The organism is Alkalimonas mucilaginosa, assembly GCF_036327005.1.
Lineage (GTDB): Bacteria > Pseudomonadota > Gammaproteobacteria > Enterobacterales > Alteromonadaceae > Alkalimonas > Alkalimonas mucilaginosa.
The window spans coordinates 148,455-164,856 of record NZ_JAUGZK010000007.1; the positions used below are offsets into that span (position 1 = coordinate 148,455).

Consider the following 16,402-nt stretch of genomic DNA (forward strand, 5'->3'; position numbering starts at 1 on the left):
GGTATCCATATCTGGTTACATTTTTATTGGTAACTAAATTCGGTTACATGCTTTACTTGTAACTTTTTTCGATTACAATTTAGGCTGTATCTAATTATGCAGCTCAGTTATGTCCGCACACGATGCCAGAAACTATGCTACTAACTATGCCGTTTTAACCGGCGATTTAGTTCAATCCCGCGCCATCAAGGCCGAGCAATACGATAGCGTGCTGTATCAGCTGGAACAGCTGTTTGCTTCGAAAGCCGAAGCCTGGGCGCTCAATTACAGTTTTTATCGCGGTGATGCCTTTCAGTTGCTGCTGGCGAAACCTCAGTATGGGGTGCGATTGGCGGTGTGCATTCGCTTAACGCTGTTGAGCCTGGGGCAGGATTGCAAACTAAGCATTGGTATCGGTGAAGTGACTAACTTACGGCAGGACATTAAAAGTGCCACCGGCCCGGCATTTACCTTATCGGGCACCGGCTTGGATAGCCTGAGTGGTGCCCAGCGTTTGCAACTTCGTTGTCAGTGGAGTGAGCTGGAGAACATTTTAGCCGTACCGGTTCAACTGGCCGACGCCATGTTGACCAAGCTGACTGCCCGCCAGGCGGAAGCCGTGTTGTTGCATCTGATTAATCCAGGGCTGGCGCATGAGGCCTTGGCCCAAAAGCTCGGTACCTCCAGAGCCAATGTCACCAAGCTGCTGAATAACAGCCATTTTGATTATCAATTGCTGCAGGCATTTCTGGCTTATTGCGAGCAGCATATTTGCCGGAGTATCGCATCATGACGGATCTGAGCTTATTGCTGAGTTTGCTGCTGGCCCATGTGCTGGCCGATTTCTTCTTTCAGCCCACCGCCTGGGTGCAGGCCAGGGCCAGCCAGCATTGGCGTGCTGCTGCACTCTATTACCACAGCTTGTTGCATTTTGGGTTAACTCTGGCAGTGATTATGCTGTGGCATTGGCTCAGTTGGTCGGCACTAAGCGGCTGGCTGCTGCTTGGCTCGGCGCTGCTGATTGCGGTTAGTCATTGCCTGATTGATTTAGCCAAATCCTATCTGCAGGGGTTTCGGTACTTTTTGTTGGATCAGCTGCTGCACTTGCTGGTGATAGGCCTGATCTGGTTGGTGTTAACAGATACCAGTATCACACAGTTGCTGGCTTTGTTAGCTGGCATGCTTAGCCCTAAGGTGTTGCTACTGGTGCTGGCGTATTTGCTGGTATTAAAGCCGGCATCGGTGGTGATTGGTTTTATCTTGAATCAAATCGCGACACCTGCGACCGGTGCTGGCTCGGGCTTACCGGCTGCCGGTCACTGGATCGGCATGATGGAGCGGGTACTGGTGCTGACCCTGATTTTAGTCGGGCAATACGGCGGTGTGGGTTTTGTGATCGCCGCCAAATCGGTGCTGCGCTTTAGCGATTTACGCAATGCCAATGATCGGGCCTTAACCGAGTACATTTTGCTTGGCTCTTTGCTTAGTCTGGGGCTAACTTTGCTGCTGGGCATTGGGGTGGTGCAGTTGCTGGGATAATGGAAAAGTAATTCGTACACAGGTGCCGGTAGCAGCGCTTTCGATGTTGCACTGCAGCTGCCATTTCTGGCACAAGCGGCTGACAATGGATAAGCCCATACCCAGGCCCTGACTTGTTGCGCCTTTGGTGCCGGGGCTAAATAACTGCGATTGCAATGCTGCCGGAATGCCGTGGCCGCTGTCCTTTACAAGAAGCTGCTGGTTCTGGTAGCTAATGTGGATACTGCCACTATCGGTGTAACTAAAGGCATTGGCCAGTAGATTATTCAGCAAAATCAACAGGGGCGCCTCGGCCATGGCCACCTCGCTAGTGTCAGGAATGGCCAGTTGCAGTTCAATATCTTTGCCGGCAAGCCGACTGTGTTGCTGCAGGATGCTCTGCTCAACCATTGGCAGCAACAGGCTGCGACCCGGCTCTGGCTGTTGCTCGCGGGCCAGCTCCAACAAGGTTTCCATTGACTGCGCTATTTGTTGTTGGGCGGCCTCCAGTCGGCCGACCAGTTCCTGTTGTTCTTTCTTCAAGGGCGTCGCTGCCAGCAAGCTAAGTGCCCCCTGGCTGATGGTGACCGGCGTTCGCAGTTCATGCGACAGATCACGGGTAAACAATTGCTCCCGCTCGATAAAAGCACTGGTACGGGCCCAACTTTGCTCCAGCGCTGTTGCCAGTTGGCCCATTTCATTGGGCTTAAAGCGGGCGGAAAATCCTGCAGGTAGCGATGAATGGGAGGCATTGTCAAGCAAGGTGGTGAGTTGTTGCAGTGGGCTAAGCAACTGGCGGCCCATCAGCCAGGCCATACCAGAGCCAAGCAGCAGGGTGATCAGCAGCAGTACCAGCAGGAATTTCAGCATCAAGGGGCGAAGCTCCCGTACCATCAAATGCTGGCTCACTTCCGCCAGCAAGAAGCCCTGAGACAGGCGCTGTAAATGATAGTGCCGCTGTTCCTGACCGCTAAACTCGGTGCGGTTCGGCTGGCTTTGTAGCATGCTTTGCAGCTCGTCTGGCAAAGCGGTCGCGTCCTTGTAGTAGCGAATGTAAGCAAGCTGGGGGTCGGGGTGTCCACCGGCTGCCAGTTGTTGCTCTGCATCTCTGGCTTCATCAGCCAGTTGGGCGGCAAAGAAACGATCTTCGATGTGGTAAGCAAATAAGAAGGTGGTGAGGCTAAACAGCAGGGCTATTAGCAGGGTCGTCAGCGCCAAAGCAGCCAGCATGCGCCGCTGTATCGAGTGCTTTTTAATCATCGCTGCTGAGCTCCAGGGAAAAACCAACGCCATGCAGAGTTTTTAGCATCGGCTTTGGAAACGGCTGATCCAATACCTTGCGCAATTGATACAAGTGCGATCGCAAAGCGTCCGACTCGGTAGGCTCATCCCCCCAGATCCGGCGGCAAAGCTCAGTTCGGCTCATTGGCCGGGGATGCGACTCCATCAGTAAACACAGGATTTGCCAGGCAATGGGTTTAAGCTGCAGTAACTGCCCCTGCCGGCTGATCTGACGACTTTGCTTATCGAGCAGTAGCTCACCCACACGCACCTGGTATGCCGGTGGCAGCGGCCTGCGGGCCAGTGCCTGACAGCGAGCCCATAGCTCCGGCAGGGCAAAGGGTTTGCTCAGGTAGTCATCAGCACCACAGGCAAAGCCGTGCAGCTTGTCATCCAGGGTATCACGGGCCGTCAGCATCAATACCGGTATATGGCGATTGGCCTGAGAGCGTAGTGCTTTGCACAGCGTCAGCCCGTCCATAACGGGTAGCATCAAATCCAGCACCACCACATCGTAGTAATGCTGCAAGGCCAGCTGCAGCCCTTGCTGACCTTGTATGGCATAATCCAGCACAGCGCCATGCTGGCTAAAATAATCGGCAATATTGGCGCTGATGCTGCTGTTGTCTTCAATCAGTAACACGCTGAGTGGCGCTGTCATCATGGCTAAACCAATCGTCAAGAATCTGCATATAGCTTGCCGGTAACAGGTGGCCGCCGTCAAAGGTAATGTGTTTTTTATCGGGGCTTGGTAAGGCGGCAAACAAGTGGCTGTTCTGCTTTTTGCTGGCGTATTCATCCTGGTTAGCACTGAGCAGCCAGACAGGATTACCGGCCAGCCCTGCCAGCATATTTTTCGGCGCCACTAGGGCTGTGGTGTTGTTGATATGCGGTGGTACGAGCGCCAAAACCCGGTTGATGCGGTTATCCGTGGCGGCCAGTAGCAAGCTAAGCTGAGCGCCCATGCTATAACCAGCGCTATGGATTTGCGTTGGATTGAATTGCGGCTGCTCTGTCAGCCAGTCCAGCAGTACTCTGTGATCACGCACCGTATCAATCAGCATGGCTTCGTAGGGTTCACGTTGCCCCCACCAGTGCAGGTTGCGGTAGAGCGCGGCTATCCCCAGTGCCGGATCTTTCCGCTCACCATGGTTGCGGGCATCGATGGTGACAACCGCATAACCGTTGGCCAGTGCCATAGCGGCTAGTTTGTCGGTATGCTCAAGTGTAGGACGATCATTGACACTGGCTTGCCACCAGCGTAGCTGTGAGCGCCCCATCGCATGGATACCAATCAGCACGGGCAGCGGTTCCTGGCTGTCATGCAGCGGCATCGGATAGCACAGCTGGCCATTGACCACAGCCCCGTCAAAGCTGCGATAGCTAAAGCTGAAATGAATATTGTCTGTGGTCTCTAACTGCATGGACATTGGCTGAACCATCGAATAGCTGTAGCGCTCAGCAAGTTGTGTGGGCGTGACGGTATAAGGTTTTAAGCCAAAGACACTGTACCAGGCGGCAGCCAGGGCCGCGGCTACTCCAACAATGGTGAGTAGTGTTGTTCTGATTTTGATGAGGTTCATGCATGGGTTCCTGTGCTAAATAGTCAGCTGTTGGTTTGAAAGGGGCAGCATAAGGGGGGAGCTGTGAAGCGGTTGTGAATTATGAGTGCCTATTTTTGTCCAGGTCCAGAAACATGCTTTGGCTTGCTTTTACCATAGCAACATGGAAGACTTTTGCGAAAAGTGATCCTTACAGCTACCGATTGAATACGATGCAAAAACTATTGATTGTCAGCGATATTTTTGGACAGTGCCAGGGGCTGCGGCAGCTGTTGCAGGATCTGGCGGTGTCCGAATGCAGCATCCGTGTGCTGGACCCTTATCAGGGGCAGCCGCAGTCGTTCAGCGATGAGCAGCAAGCGTATCAGGCCTACACCGAATGTTGTGGCCATCAGCATTATGCCAGCCTGGTACGGCAGACGTTGGCCGAATACACGGATCCGTTGGCACTTGCCATTGGCTTTAGTGCCGGTGCTAGTGCGCTCTGGCGTGCGTTGGCTAAGCCGGGTGCTAGCAAGGTACAACAAGCTGTACTGTTTTATCCGGGGCAGATTCAGCCTTACCTTACGTTTAGCACCGGCGCACCGGTACACGTTATTTTTGGTGGCAGTGAGCCGCATTTGGATGTTCGTGCAGCCTGTGCTGCTTTGTCACAGCTGCCGGGCGTTCAAGCCAGCAGCACAGCATGGCAACATGGCTTTATGAACCCGGCATCCAAAACTTACAGCGAGCCTGCTTATCAGCAATACCTTGAACTACTTAAGGCGTTGCTAAATGGCATGGACAGGCTGGCTTGACGTTATAACCATCGAATAAAAACTATTGATTTTTTTGCAGCAGCTGGCTAATTTGCTTGCAGCGAAGGTGATGGAAAGAAAGATCCTGGGTAGTGTGTGGTGGAGTGTTCAGTTTCCTGAAGCAGTCGACTCGCTATTGGTCATTAGGCCTTATTGAACAGGAGAATGTATGCGTACTTTGATTGCTTTAGCTATTGTTGTTGCCGGAGTTGCCGTTGCTGTTATCAGCCTTGCTAGCGCCTCAAAGCCAGCCATGAATACCATTGAACAGTGTGCCAGCTTGTTGCCGCAAGGCCAGGTCTACACCTTTGAAGTCATGGGCATTGTGGATACAACCAGCGGTTCGCCACAACTGTCGGGTGAAATGTCCATCTCTGATGGCACTGAGCAAGACCGCACGGCAGAGACCGAAGCTTTTGGCCAGTGCCTGGCCAGATTGATCCGTTAGTTGTTGCAGCTCAAACAGCCCTGCAGAAGGGTTACAAGCTGCCGGGCCCACCTGTGTGGCTCGGCAGCTTGTTTCACGTTCCGACCCGCCAGCCGGCATTCTATGTTGTGATCGCTTGGCTCAACTGGCCAGCTTCAATACCACCACGCCGCTGATGATCATCATGACCCCAAGGTAACGCAGTAGCGAGGTGGGATCACCAAAGAAATACACCCCGACCAAAAAGGTGCCGGCTGCTCCCATGCCGGTCCAGACGGCGTAGGCGGTACCAAGCGGTATGGTACGCTGTGCCAGAAACAGCAGGGTGCCGCTTACCACCATAAAGCCGACTGCAATCGCGATGCCGGTTAATTTATGCTGGCCACTTTGCGCTATTTTTAACCCTACAGGCCAGCCAATTTCGGTAAAACCAGCCAACAGTAAAAAAATCCAACTCATGATGTCCTCATCTTGTTTGCGCTATTGCCCTTGACAGAGTGGCTATAATATCTACTAATTAGATTTATCAAAGTTAGATACCATCGAATAATTTCATATGTTAAGTCTTGAACAGATCAGAATGTTTGTGATTGCGGCAGAGGAAGGCTCGTTTTCGGCCTGCGCCCGAAAAACCGGCAAAGTGCAGTCGGCCGTCAGTCATGGTATTAACACGCTGGAGCTTGATTTAAACCTGGAGCTGTTTGATCGCTCATCACGCAATCCACGTTTAACCCCCGCCGGAGAGCGTTTGTTGCGCCAGGCACGGGCCTTGCTACAGCAGGCTGATGAGCTGGAAAAAACCGCCCAGGCCATTGATAAAGAGCAGGAAACCCGCTTTACCATAGCGTTGGATGATGGTTTGTTGTTGCCGCAGGTGTTTACACTGCTTAAACAACTGGAGGAGCGTTTTCCTACGCTCGAGCTGGAACTGCTAACCCTGCCTTCGACCGATATGGCTGCGGCGGTGCGCAGTGGAGAGGTTCAGCTTGGGGTGATGTTCTCGGAAGTGGAAGCGGCCAAAACCACCGATTTTTGTTTTGTTGGCCAGTTGGAGATGATTGCTGTTTGTCATGTCGACTACCCATTGGCGGCGCTGGAGCGTATCAGCATTTCCACCTTGCTGCCTTACCGGCAAATTGCGGTGCGGGGCAAAGACAAGCGCGAATCGTCCTTACTGCTCAGCATTGCTTCCAAAGTCTGGTGGTGCTCCGGTTACAGCGAGGCGCTTTCTTTGGTTGAGCGTCAGTTGGGCTGGGCCTACTTACCGCGTTTTATGGTGCAGCACTTACTGAATAATGGGCAGCTGCACCGGATGAAGCTGGCGATTGATCATGCCACCTGGTCGGTACCGGTGGATCTTATTTTTAGCAAAGGTGAGCCGCATGGCCCGGTGTTTTCATGGCTGCTGGATGCAATGCAAAGGCTGTATGCCAGCCAGGCCAGGGATTAAATACGCTGCGAGCAGCTTCGCTAAACCGAGCTGTACGAAGATGGCCCCAAAAAGGACGCTATGACAAGCTGCCATGAGCGTCCGATCACAGGGGGCGGTTTGCATCAGCAAGGCTTAGCCCTGGGTGGTTTTTTCCAGCAGCGCATCATCCAGTTGATTGGCCCGGATGGCTGCCGGCCGGGCATTTAACCGCTCGGTATAATCCAAAAAGGCTGGCAGTGGCTCGATGGTTTTAAACATCAGGCCCCACATAATATGGCTGCCCACATAGACATCGGCGGCGGTAAACTGCTCACCACAGATATAGGGGCCATTGGCTAACGCTGTTTCCAGTGTATTGATTGTATCCTGATAAAAACCAGAACCCACTGCCGGCGCATTGTCAGCATCAATGCGCCAGTCGTAGGCTTTGGCGCTGGTTGCCATTTCCAGTGGCCCGGCAACAAAGAACAGCCAACGATAGTAGGCCGCCCGCTCCGGGCTTTGTGGATCGGGTGCCAGTTGCTTATCGGCAAAGTGATCGGCCAGGTAAGCACAGATGGCGGCGGCCTCGGTGACCACCACATTGCCGTGGGTGAGTGCCGGTACTTTGCCCATGGGGTTCAGCGCCAGAAAGTCGGCGGACTTCATGTCACCACCGTACTGCAGTAACTTCACCTGGTAAGGGACTCCCAGTTCTTCCAGTAGCCAGCGGACAATACGGCCGCGGGAGTTGGGGTTGGTGTATAAGGTTAATTCGTGCATTGCCATTGTGGTATTCCTTGTTGCTGGTAACTTTTGCACCTGGTCAGTGAGCTGGCCTGGCAGTGTGGCGGTTTTGCCGCTGATGCAAAGAATACGACCCATATAGGGCAGAATACGTCCTAGTTTTCGGCTATAGTTGTATTTTTATCGCATTCATAAAGTACAGTGATTGCTTTACAAAAGCAGCGGTTATTTTCACAAGTAATGGCGGGCAGTGGAGGCGGCTGGATGACGACAAGGCAGGTGTTATGAGTGGCCCTACGGTGCGGGTATTGACCTTATTGGAGCTGTTGCAATCGCATCCGCGTTTAAACGGCACTGAGATAGCGCAGCAGCTTGGCGTGGATAAGCGCACGGTGCGGCGCTATATTCAGGCGTTGGAAGCACTGGGCATACCGGTTACCACAGAGCAGGGGCGCGATGGCGGCTATATGCTGGTGGCTGGTTACAAATTGCCGCCGATGATGTTTACCCATGAAGAAACCCTGGCGTTATCACTTGGTTTGCTGGCCGCGAAAAAGTTAAACCTGGCCGAGACGGAAGCGGCTATCAGCAGTGTGCAGGCGAAACTGGAACGGGTGATGCCTGCGAAGTTGAAATCCCGTACCCGACTGATTGCCGATACCATCAATCTGATGTTGCCGGAGCCTGCAGCCGCCAGTCGGGGGCTGCCATTATCGCCGTTGCTGGATGCGTTGGAGCAGCAGCGTGCGGTGCAGATCCGCTATGCGTCCTATCATACCGAGCCGGTAGAGCGGCGGGTGGATCCCTATGGCTTGCTGTTTCGCCGTCAGCACTGGTACCTGAGCGGTTACTGCCATCTGCGCCAGGATCTGCGTATTTTCCGGTTGGATCGTATTCAGCAACTGGTATTGCTGGAGCAGACCTTTACCCGGCCGGCGAACTTTAATGCGGTAGAGCATTTTAATGCCAGTCTGAATCAGATGCCGGGTAATTTGTCGGTAAAAGTCATGCTGCATACCGACTTAACCACGGCTGCCGAGCAGCTCGGCTTAACTGCCTCCTTGTTAAAACCTCAGGTCGGTGGTTTGCTGCTGAGCTTTCAAATCGACAACTGCGATTGCATCGCCCTCTGGCTCAGCCAATTGCCGTTTGATTTCACCATTTTGGAGCCACCGGAGCTGAAACAAGCGCTTAACAAGCAGGCTCAGCGTTTGCTTCGACTGGCTGGTCATGCGCATTGAGTGGCGGTATGCCAAGTTGATGCTGCAAGGGCCCGGAAGTTAAAAGCTGCGGGCCTGAAAATTAATGCCTTCGCCAGACTCGCAATACTGTTTCAGGCTCAGTAAAAAGATGGCCCAGTTGTAGTTACAAAACCGATAGAAGTCGGTGAGTTCCCGCCAGTCGGCATGCTGCAAAGTGACGGCGGTTTTGCCATTGCTCTCTTGCAGTTCAAAGCAAACACGGGTACCTATCCATTCAGGATCTGAATCCAGACAAAGCCAGTCCATACGCTGATTCGGCGTGAGGGCGGTGATTTGCATTTTTGTGGGTGTTTCATCCCCAAACCGAAATTCATTGATGGCACCAGGCTCGGCGCTAAACGTCAGCTCTTTTGTCCAGATAGCGGCTAAACCAGCCGCTGTGGTGAGCACCTGATACACCTGCGATGCGGGTGCTTTGATGTACTGAATCTGTTCAATGTTGATCATAGGTGCTCCGGTAGTGATGGTGTGGATTGTGTTTTGGGGCATTCGTCGCCGTTAGCGCCAGTCGGGGAACAAGGATGCGTTGCCTTCCAGCAACGATTTAAGACCAGACAAAATCACTGGCCAGCCGTTACTCACCCCCGGAAGCACTTTACTGCCCGGTTCAAACTGATCATGCGTCAGGGTCAGCTTTACTTTGCCCAGGTATGGCTCTATCTCGAAAGTCACTCTGGATGGTTGTTCAGGCCGGGTCAGGTCCACTCTTTGCCCCTGGTAACCAGGCATCTCATCATCGGTGGCCGGGTGAAAGGTGTAACACAAGCGTCTGGGAGGCTCTGCTTCCAGCACCTGTCCAGACCAATCCAGTGAACCGTCTTCTTTTAGCAGTTGCACCACAGCACCGACTTGCCAGCTGGATTCAATGCCGCGTTGCCCCCAGTACTGCCGGGTGAACTCTGCACTGGTCAGTGCCTGCCACAGTTGCTCTGGGCTGGTATCGATATAGGTAACATAGACAAAGTTTGTGGTGGTCATGTTATTTGTCCTCCAGAGCTTGTTTTAAGGTGGCGAGTGCTTGCAGTCGCTGCGGTTCGAACTTGCCAAGCCAGCGCTGATAGATCTGCTGGATTGGCTCTGGGTTTAAGTAATGCAGTTTTTCTCTGCCGCGCCAAACCACCACCACCAGATTGGTGGCTTCGAGTAGTGCCAGATGCTTCGTGACGCCCTGACGGCTGATGGCCATGCGCTCACAGAGCGAACCGAGCGTCTGGCCGTTTTCTTCAGTTAAGCGATCAAGCAGCTCGCGGCGGCAGGGATCGGCCAGCGCTTTAAAAATGTCGTGTGCGTCTGATGTCATAGCTTTAATTATGCAACCATTCGGTTGCATGTCAAATGTTATGCACCAATTGTTTTGAATATGGTTGTGGCAGGCGTAGGGAATCAGGTCGAAATGGATGATTCCCTCTCAATCAGTTCTGGCATAAAAACGTTGTTTACCTCAACATTTTTGTTATACAGATTTTTTAACAACCATAAGGCTGCCATCTTGCCCATTTCGTGAATGGGGTTATTTACGGTGGTAAGTTTAGGGGACACATAGCGGGCGAAAGGAATATTATCATAGCCGACAAAAGATAAATCCTGCGGGATGCGCATGCCGCGCTCTAAGCACACCGAGATGGCGCCGGATACCATTTGGTCGTTGGCACACACTACTGCGGTAAAGGGCTTGTGCTGGCGCTGGGTGAGCAAATAGGTCATCCCATCGACACCACCTTCTTCGCGGTAATCTCCTTCGAAGCACAGCTTAGGGTCAAATTCGATGTTGAGTTCGCTCAGCGCCCGTTTATGACCCACTAAACGTTCAATGGCATCATGCTTTTTCGCTGGTCCGGAAATGTAGGCGATGTGACGATGCCCGAGGGACAGTAGATGTTTGGTGGCCATGTAGCCACCCAGCTCATTTTCCAGATAAATACAGCGCTCGCTGATTTGTTCGATATAGCGGTTAATTAATACAATGGTGGTAGGGCCTTTGCTCAGGTCAATCAGGTATTCATCGGATACGGCTTCGACATCCAGGATTAAGGCGTCACAACCACGATCCAGCAGAAACTCGACGCTATCCTTTTCCTGGTTGGCATCACTATGACCTACCGCGATGATCACATGTTTATTTTCTGCTCTGAGTGCGGCTTCTATTTCTGCCATCATCGGACCATAGTAGGGGCCGTCCAACTGCGATACCAACACACCAACACTGTTAGAGCAACTGGACGCCAACGACTGGGCAAAGGTATTTGGCCGATAGCCCAGCTTTTCCATAGCAACTAACACTTTTTGCCGGGTTTTCTCCCCGACATTGGTGTTTTTATTGATCACTCTGGACACGGTGGCTAAAGACACGCCAGCCAGCTGGGACACATCGTAAATGGTTGCCATAATATTTGCAGTTACTCGCTATTGAACTAAAGATGTCATAGTACAGGCTTACTGTTACGCCTGCTTCAACTCCTGACTGATTTGGCCAATTTTTTCATTGGTCAGGACGTACCAGCGCATTACCACGGCCACAATCACGGAACCTATTGCCGGGTATAGGCTGAATGCCAATAATAAACCAGCCCGGGTGGTTTCGGTTTGCACTGCACCCGCCTGATAACCCATACCCGCTAACAGCCAGCCTGCTGAAGCACCACCCACCGCAACGCCCAGCTTAATAAAAAATACAATGGATGAATAGACCATACCAGTAGTTCGAATGCCGGTGCGCCATTGGCCGTAATCGACCGTGTCTGCCATTTTGGCCCACAGCAGCGGTGTACCAGTGTTAAACACGGCATTCCATAGCACATACAGCGCAATAGCCAGTGCCACATTGGTATCCGCGACCAGGTAGCTGGCAACACAGAGTGCACCGGCCAGTAGCTGAATAACAATATACAGTTTAATTTTGCTGAACCGCTTTGCCAGTGGCTGCGCCATCAAACAGCCGATAATGCTGCCAACCATACCTAGTGTAATAATCAGCGAGATACTGTCGGGCTTTAGCAAGTAGTATTTAATGTAGTAAATGGCCAGAGTGGTGCGCAGCACAAAACCGCTCATTAAGCACAAGGTAGCCAGCGCCAGAACCCGCCATTGATCGTTTAACCAAAGAATTTTGAAGTTCTGCAGATAGGTGCCGGTATGCTCTTTCGGCGGGATCACCCGTTCTTTGGTGCCGTAAAAGCAGAGCAAAAACATCAGTACGCCTAAGGTACTCATGGCTAAAATAGTCAACTGATAGCCTTTGGCGTTGTCCCCCTGACCGAAGTAGGCGACCAATGGCAAGGTGCAGGCCGACACCAGTACGCCGCCAATAAAGGCAAAGACAAAACGATAGGATTGTATCGACACCCGCTCTTTCGGATCAGCCGTTAAGGCCGCACCCAGGGCACAATAAGGGATATTAATAGCGGTATACACCATCATCAGCAAAGTGTAGGTGACAAAAGCATAAATCATTTTGCCGGTATCTGAAAAATCGGGCGTGGTAAACGCCAACACGCTGATAACGCCAAAGGGCAGTGCAAACCACAGCAAATAAGGGCGGAATTTTCCATATTTGCTTTGGGTGCGATCGGCAAAGGCCCCCATGAGTGGATCGGTAATGGCATCAAGACAGCGTACCAGTAAAAACATGGTGCCGACAAAAGCCGGCGAAATGCCAAAAATATCGGTATAAAAAAAGGTTAAGAACAACATAACGGTTTGAAATACGATATTACTTGCTGTGTCGCCAAGCCCGTAAGCCATTTTCTCTCTGATGCTAACCATGCTTACCTTACCCCTGTTGTCTGGTGTTGTTTTGTTGTTTTTCTGCTGATTAACGTGAGGTAATCAGGTTTTTATAGGCAATACCGCTGTTTTTAATGGTGCGTTCCTGGGTGGCATAATCCACATAGACAATGCCAAATCGCTTCAGGTAGCCTTCGGCCCATTCAAAGTTGTCCATCAGGCTCCAGGCAAAATAGCCGGCAATATTTACGCCTTGCTCTATGGCATGGTGCACTGCCATCAAATGTTGCTGGTAGTAGTCAATGCGGTCTTGATCGTCCACCACACCATTGCTTAGTGTATCGGCCATAGCGGCGCCATTTTCGGTGATATACACTGGTGGCAACGGGTACTTGGTATGCAACGAGACCAGTAAATCGGTAAAGGCTTGCGGGTAAATTTCCCAGCCAATATCGGTTTTGGCCGCATTGACCATATCGACTTCGGTAAAGGCCTTGTCCGGTGCAGCCTTATACACAGTGCGGGTGTAAAAATTGATCCCCAAAAAGTCCAACGGGGCCTGCATAATGGCAAAGTCGCCATCCTGTATAACCGGTTTATCTTCATCAGACAACAGCGCAAAGCTGTCCGGGTAAGCACCATCAAACAGTGGCTTGATATACCATTGATTAAAATACTCATCTGCCAGCCGTGCTGCCGTGATATCGGCTGCGCTATTGCTATGGGCATAGGCCGGAGTAAAGTTCAGTACAATACCATTCAGGCTGTGCGGGCTGTTTTTTTGCAGTACCGGCATGGCTAAACCATGCGCCAGCAAAATATGGTGGGCAGCCTGGCGGCCATAGGCTTTTTTGGCCAGGCCTGGGGCATGAACACCGGTTTCATACCCCAGGTAAGAACTGCAAAAGGGTTCATTGAAGGTGGCGTAAGCATAGACTCTGTCACCCAATGCCCGGGTAATTTTATCGGCATAATCGCGAAACAAGTAGGCGGTTTCCCGATTTAACCAGCCGCCGTTATCTTCAATGTATTGCGGTAAATCCCAGTGATACAATGTGACGAAGGCTTTGATATTGTTTGCCTTTAGCGCGTCGAGTAAGCCAATGTAAAAATTAACGCCGTGCTGGTTCAGGCTGCCGTCTTGATGCATCACCCGGGGCCAGGAAATGGACAGGCGATAAGCATCTACCCCCAGCGAGCTGATCAGCTCAACGTCTTGCTGCCATAAATTGATGTGGTTACAGGCCACATCGCCATTGGAGCCATCGCGGACTTTGCCGGGGGTGGCACAGAAGGTATCCCAGATACAAGGCAAGCGGGATGCGGAGTCACCTTCAATTTGAAACGAGGCCGTTGCCACGCCGTAGATAAAGTCTTTTTTCAGCATTTTTGATGCTGCTGGTAAAGTGTATGCCATAATGTAATCGCTTTCATTTTGCGTTAAGTCAATCGATTTAGCGTGCCCTTGCATCTGGTGCCCGCTGCTGCTTATAAAAAACTGGTAAAAATATTGGCGGTAAGTCGCCCGCTGATCGGTGAGCTGTCAATATCGGTGCTGGTATTCACCAAGGTAGAATGCAGCAGGTTGCCCGGGTAGATAATCAGCCGGTTGGCCTGGTAAGGCACCTGGTGGTATAGCTCGAAATGGGCATCACTCTGAACAAAGTACTGCTGTGCGGGGTTACCATGCTGGTCAATAAAGTGCTGTGCTGCGTTAAAGTAGTGCTGCCGGCGCTGCTCGCTGATGCGCTCATAGCCGGTAGGGTTATGCCGGAAAAAACCGGTGCTGCCGTGTGGTTGTGGGTTTAAGTAGTGTAAAAAAGCAAAGTAATGACCATCTGCCGTATCAAAATGCGGCAGGCATTGCAGTGGTTGTAATGTGTCTTCGGTTTGATTAATCAGCGCAAAAAACAGGTTTTGTGGCTTAAGCCGCAGCTGTTTTGGTACCTGGTACACATCATAAATGAGTGGATACAGGGTGGTGAGGGTGGCGGCGACATAGTGTTTGGGTAATGGCGCTTTCAAACCCGGGTAATAAGCTGTGTGATCAGGATTAAACGCACTTTGCTGGGCCTGTTGGCGCAGTGCTGTAATATCGCTGACAAAATCATCAATGATCAACAAAGGGGTACGCTCTTGCCCCAGATAGATCACTTCGGGCCTTAGCGTGGGGTTTATTGCAAAGTCAGTCGTCTGCATGGTCAGTTTGCCACAGCCTGGCAGTAATGCCGGATAAAGTCCTGATGCGACGGATATTTGGCGACACTGCGCTGCACATTGCTCTGGATCTGCTGTAAAAAGCTGGCCAGTTCGTCATCGGACATTGCATCAACAATCGGATGATACTGCGCTGGCTGCAAGCCTTGCCCCAGCATCACCTGGATCCAGGAGCTTTCGCCAAACAACTCCTGAGCAAACTTGTACACTTTGCCGCTTTGCTGAAATAACGCGATACGATGGGCCAATGAATCGGGCACTTGCATCGAGCGGCAATAGCGCCAGAACGGCGTGTCGGTACGCTCGGTGACTTTGTAATGCAGAATAATAAAGTCGCGGATATTCAGCAGTTCGATTTCAGTTTGCCGGTTAAACTCGGCCACGTCGGCCGATTGAATGCCCTGGGCTGGAAACATTTGCAGCAGGCGAATGATACTGCGCTGGATCAGATGAATGCTGGTTGACTCCAATGGCTCCAGAAAACCCGACGATAAGCCGATAGCAATGCAGTTCTTTTGCCAGTGTTTACGGCGAGTACCGGTGCGAAACTTAATCAGTCGCGGCTCGGTCAGCATATCGCCTTCCAGATTATCGACCAGAGTTTGTCTGGCGTCGGCATCGCTTAAGTATTTACTGCAGTACACCAGACCATTGCCCACCCGGTTTTGCAGCGGAATACGCCATTGCCAGCCGGCCTGGCGGGCAATGGATCGGGTGTATGCCAGGGGGGGGGCCACGCTTTTGGTTTGTACCGCAATAGCACTATCGCAGGGTAACCAGTGGCTCCAGTCATCAAAGCCGGTATTTAGCGTTTGTTCAATCAACAAGGCACGAAAGCCGGTGCAGTCGATAAATAAATCGCCATCAATATGCTGGCCATCTTGCAGCACAAGCCCGGAAATATCGCCATGATCGTGCTGCTTCACACGGGCAATTTTGCCTTCAATCCGGTTTAAACCATGTTGCTGTGCGATGTTTCTCAGGTAGTTGGCATAGAGTGAGGCGTCCATATGATAGGCATGGTTCAGATCCTGATTCGGCAGTACAGCAAAGCGCCCTTGCCGCGCAGCCAGGTGTTCTACGCAATAGTCGCCAATGTCGGCGGCAATACCTCGTTGCTGCCCCTTCAACCAGAAGTGCTGAAAGCCGCAGGCCCAGCAATCTTTTCCTAAATAGCCGAAAGAATGCAGGTAGTTTTTATGGACGTCGTGCCAGTTTTCAAAGGCGATCCCCAGCTTAAAGGTAGCATTGGTCGCGGCCATGACCTCCGCTTCTTTCAGGCCGAGTAGCCGGTGAAAAATATGCAGGGTTGGAATCGTGGCTTCACCCACGCCGACCGTGCCAATTTCGTCCGACTCTACCAGCACCACCTCGATGGATTTCCCCATCAGCTTGGCCAGCGCTGCGCCGGTCATCCAGCCGGCGGTGCCGCCACCGGCAATCACTACTTTTTTAATCCGCTGCGCTTCGTTCATGCT

19 protein-coding genes are annotated in these 16,402 nt (G+C 52.0%); 6 read left to right on the top strand and 13 right to left on the bottom strand.

All coding sequences use genetic code 11. The features are described 5' to 3' along the window. The first annotated feature begins 109 nt into the window (after window positions 1-109). Both QWF21_RS11260 and QWF21_RS11265 read left to right on the top strand, forming a co-directional pair. Window positions 110-772 (top strand): hypothetical protein, encoded by a 663-nt coding sequence (locus QWF21_RS11260; RefSeq protein WP_330088148.1) that lies wholly within the window; start codon window positions 110-112, stop codon window positions 770-772. Continuing rightward, entirely contained in the window at window positions 769-1,518 is a 750-nt protein-coding gene (locus QWF21_RS11265) for a DUF3307 domain-containing protein (protein ID WP_330088149.1), read from the top strand. Before QWF21_RS11260 ends, QWF21_RS11265 begins: the two co-directional genes overlap by 4 nt. On the opposite strand, the gene QWF21_RS11270 is transcribed toward QWF21_RS11265, so the two are convergent. Genes QWF21_RS11270 through QWF21_RS11280 form a run of 3 tightly spaced genes read right to left on the bottom strand, consistent with a single transcriptional unit; the run spans window position 1,474 to window position 4,361 of the window. Then, window positions 1,474-2,757 (bottom strand): sensor histidine kinase, encoded by a 1,284-nt coding sequence (locus QWF21_RS11270; RefSeq protein ID WP_330088150.1) that lies wholly within the window; start codon window positions 2,755-2,757, stop codon window positions 1,474-1,476. The two genes, QWF21_RS11265 and QWF21_RS11270, sit on opposite strands and share 45 nt — an antisense overlap. Next, window positions 2,750-3,442, bottom strand: coding sequence for a response regulator transcription factor (locus QWF21_RS11275; RefSeq protein ID WP_330088151.1), 693 nt, complete (start codon window positions 3,440-3,442; stop codon window positions 2,750-2,752). The genes QWF21_RS11270 and QWF21_RS11275 overlap by 8 nt, the downstream gene beginning before the upstream one ends. Beyond that, window positions 3,408-4,361 carry a dienelactone hydrolase family protein gene (locus QWF21_RS11280; RefSeq protein WP_330088152.1) on the bottom strand — a complete coding sequence of 318 codons (954 nt, stop codon included), beginning with the start codon at window positions 4,359-4,361 and terminating at the stop codon, window positions 3,408-3,410. Before QWF21_RS11280 ends, QWF21_RS11275 begins: the two co-directional genes overlap by 35 nt. A gap of 191 nt (window positions 4,362-4,552) precedes the next feature. On the opposite strand from QWF21_RS11280, the gene QWF21_RS11285 reads away from it, so the two are divergent. Together QWF21_RS11285 and QWF21_RS11290 are read left to right on the top strand one after the other, a co-directional pair. After that, a complete protein-coding gene (locus tag QWF21_RS11285; protein ID WP_330088153.1) occupies window positions 4,553-5,137 on the top strand; it encodes a dienelactone hydrolase family protein in 585 nt (194 codons plus the stop codon). 169 nt (window positions 5,138-5,306) lie between these two features. Next, window positions 5,307-5,585, top strand: coding sequence for a hypothetical protein (locus QWF21_RS11290; RefSeq protein ID WP_330088154.1), 279 nt, complete (start codon window positions 5,307-5,309; stop codon window positions 5,583-5,585). Between the two features lie 120 nt (window positions 5,586-5,705). Here the strand turns inward: QWF21_RS11290 and QWF21_RS11295 are convergent, their stop codons facing one another. After that, on the bottom strand, window positions 5,706-6,023 hold the full coding sequence (locus QWF21_RS11295; RefSeq protein WP_330088155.1) for a DMT family transporter: 318 nt from the start codon (window positions 6,021-6,023) through the stop codon (window positions 5,706-5,708). 97 nt (window positions 6,024-6,120) lie between these two features. Between QWF21_RS11295 and QWF21_RS11300 the strand changes: the two genes are divergently transcribed. Further along, window positions 6,121-7,014 (top strand): LysR family transcriptional regulator, encoded by an 894-nt coding sequence (locus QWF21_RS11300; RefSeq protein WP_330088156.1) that lies wholly within the window; start codon window positions 6,121-6,123, stop codon window positions 7,012-7,014. 114 nt (window positions 7,015-7,128) lie between these two features. On the opposite strand, the gene QWF21_RS11305 is transcribed toward QWF21_RS11300, so the two are convergent. Further along, window positions 7,129-7,758, bottom strand: a complete 630-nt coding sequence (locus QWF21_RS11305) for a glutathione S-transferase family protein (RefSeq protein ID WP_330088189.1) — start codon at window positions 7,756-7,758, stop codon at window positions 7,129-7,131. Window positions 7,759-8,006: 248 nt separating this feature from the next. Between QWF21_RS11305 and QWF21_RS11310 the strand changes: the two genes are divergently transcribed. Next, complete coding sequence (locus QWF21_RS11310) at window positions 8,007-8,963, top strand: helix-turn-helix transcriptional regulator (RefSeq protein ID WP_330088157.1); 957 nt, start codon at window positions 8,007-8,009, stop codon at window positions 8,961-8,963. A gap of 39 nt (window positions 8,964-9,002) precedes the next feature. Here QWF21_RS11310 and QWF21_RS11315 read toward each other — a convergent pair whose 3' ends face one another. The 8 genes from QWF21_RS11315 to QWF21_RS11350 form a co-directional block, all read right to left on the bottom strand. Further along, window positions 9,003-9,431 (bottom strand): SRPBCC family protein, encoded by a 429-nt coding sequence (locus tag QWF21_RS11315; protein WP_330088158.1) that lies wholly within the window; start codon window positions 9,429-9,431, stop codon window positions 9,003-9,005. Window positions 9,432-9,482: 51 nt separating this feature from the next. Continuing rightward, window positions 9,483-9,962 (bottom strand): SRPBCC family protein, encoded by a 480-nt coding sequence (locus tag QWF21_RS11320; protein ID WP_330088159.1) that lies wholly within the window; start codon window positions 9,960-9,962, stop codon window positions 9,483-9,485. A 1-nt stretch (window position 9,963) separates the two neighbouring features. After that, complete coding sequence (locus tag QWF21_RS11325; protein WP_330088160.1) at window positions 9,964-10,284, bottom strand: ArsR/SmtB family transcription factor; 321 nt, start codon at window positions 10,282-10,284, stop codon at window positions 9,964-9,966. An 83-nt stretch (window positions 10,285-10,367) separates the two neighbouring features. Continuing rightward, complete coding sequence (locus tag QWF21_RS11330) at window positions 10,368-11,369, bottom strand: LacI family DNA-binding transcriptional regulator (RefSeq protein ID WP_330088161.1); 1,002 nt, start codon at window positions 11,367-11,369, stop codon at window positions 10,368-10,370. A 54-nt stretch (window positions 11,370-11,423) separates the two neighbouring features. Beyond that, window positions 11,424-12,746: a glycoside-pentoside-hexuronide (GPH):cation symporter gene (locus QWF21_RS11335; protein ID WP_330088162.1), complete on the bottom strand. Its 1,323-nt coding sequence runs from the start codon at window positions 12,744-12,746 to the stop codon at window positions 11,424-11,426. Between the two features lie 49 nt (window positions 12,747-12,795). After that, on the bottom strand, window positions 12,796-14,124 hold the full coding sequence (locus tag QWF21_RS11340; protein ID WP_330088190.1) for a GH1 family beta-glucosidase: 1,329 nt from the start codon (window positions 14,122-14,124) through the stop codon (window positions 12,796-12,798). 71 nt (window positions 14,125-14,195) lie between these two features. Further along, the gene (locus tag QWF21_RS11345; protein ID WP_330088163.1) at window positions 14,196-14,906 is read right to left on the bottom strand and encodes a DUF6445 family protein; all 711 of its coding nucleotides are present in this window, start codon (window positions 14,904-14,906) and stop codon (window positions 14,196-14,198) included. A 2-nt stretch (window positions 14,907-14,908) separates the two neighbouring features. Beyond that, complete coding sequence (locus QWF21_RS11350; protein WP_330088164.1) at window positions 14,909-16,399, bottom strand: tryptophan halogenase family protein; 1,491 nt, start codon at window positions 16,397-16,399, stop codon at window positions 14,909-14,911. Between the last annotated feature and the right edge of the window lie 3 nt (window positions 16,400-16,402).

Excerpts from the sequence above, each read along its gene's own strand:
- QWF21_RS11265 (WP_330088149.1), top strand. The coding sequence starts at position 769 with ATGACGGATCTGAGCTTATTGCTGAGTTTGCTGCTGGCCCATGTGCTG.
- QWF21_RS11290 (WP_330088154.1), top strand. The coding sequence starts at position 5,307 with ATGCGTACTTTGATTGCTTTAGCTATTGTTGTTGCCGGAGTTGCCGTT.
- QWF21_RS11340 (WP_330088190.1), bottom strand. The coding sequence starts at position 14,124 with ATGGCATACACTTTACCAGCAGCATCAAAAATGCTGAAAAAAGACTTT.
- QWF21_RS11285 (WP_330088153.1), top strand. The coding sequence starts at position 4,553 with ATGCAAAAACTATTGATTGTCAGCGATATTTTTGGACAGTGCCAGGGG.
- QWF21_RS11320 (WP_330088159.1), bottom strand. The coding sequence starts at position 9,962 with ATGACCACCACAAACTTTGTCTATGTTACCTATATCGATACCAGCCCA.
- QWF21_RS11305 (WP_330088189.1), bottom strand. The coding sequence starts at position 7,758 with ATGCACGAATTAACCTTATACACCAACCCCAACTCCCGCGGCCGTATT.
- QWF21_RS11350 (WP_330088164.1), bottom strand. The coding sequence starts at position 16,399 with ATGAACGAAGCGCAGCGGATTAAAAAAGTAGTGATTGCCGGTGGCGGC.
- QWF21_RS11335 (WP_330088162.1), bottom strand. The coding sequence starts at position 12,746 with ATGGTTAGCATCAGAGAGAAAATGGCTTACGGGCTTGGCGACACAGCA.
- QWF21_RS11270 (WP_330088150.1), bottom strand. The coding sequence starts at position 2,757 with ATGATTAAAAAGCACTCGATACAGCGGCGCATGCTGGCTGCTTTGGCG.
- QWF21_RS11330 (WP_330088161.1), bottom strand. The coding sequence starts at position 11,369 with ATGGCAACCATTTACGATGTGTCCCAGCTGGCTGGCGTGTCTTTAGCC.
- QWF21_RS11325 (WP_330088160.1), bottom strand. The coding sequence starts at position 10,284 with ATGACATCAGACGCACACGACATTTTTAAAGCGCTGGCCGATCCCTGC.
- QWF21_RS11300 (WP_330088156.1), top strand. The coding sequence starts at position 6,121 with ATGTTAAGTCTTGAACAGATCAGAATGTTTGTGATTGCGGCAGAGGAA.
- QWF21_RS11315 (WP_330088158.1), bottom strand. The coding sequence starts at position 9,431 with ATGATCAACATTGAACAGATTCAGTACATCAAAGCACCCGCATCGCAG.
- QWF21_RS11260 (WP_330088148.1), top strand. The coding sequence starts at position 110 with ATGTCCGCACACGATGCCAGAAACTATGCTACTAACTATGCCGTTTTA.
- QWF21_RS11275 (WP_330088151.1), bottom strand. The coding sequence starts at position 3,442 with ATGATGACAGCGCCACTCAGCGTGTTACTGATTGAAGACAACAGCAGC.
- QWF21_RS11295 (WP_330088155.1), bottom strand. The coding sequence starts at position 6,023 with ATGAGTTGGATTTTTTTACTGTTGGCTGGTTTTACCGAAATTGGCTGG.
- QWF21_RS11345 (WP_330088163.1), bottom strand. The coding sequence starts at position 14,906 with ATGCAGACGACTGACTTTGCAATAAACCCCACGCTAAGGCCCGAAGTG.
- QWF21_RS11280 (WP_330088152.1), bottom strand. The coding sequence starts at position 4,361 with ATGAACCTCATCAAAATCAGAACAACACTACTCACCATTGTTGGAGTA.
- QWF21_RS11310 (WP_330088157.1), top strand. The coding sequence starts at position 8,007 with ATGAGTGGCCCTACGGTGCGGGTATTGACCTTATTGGAGCTGTTGCAA.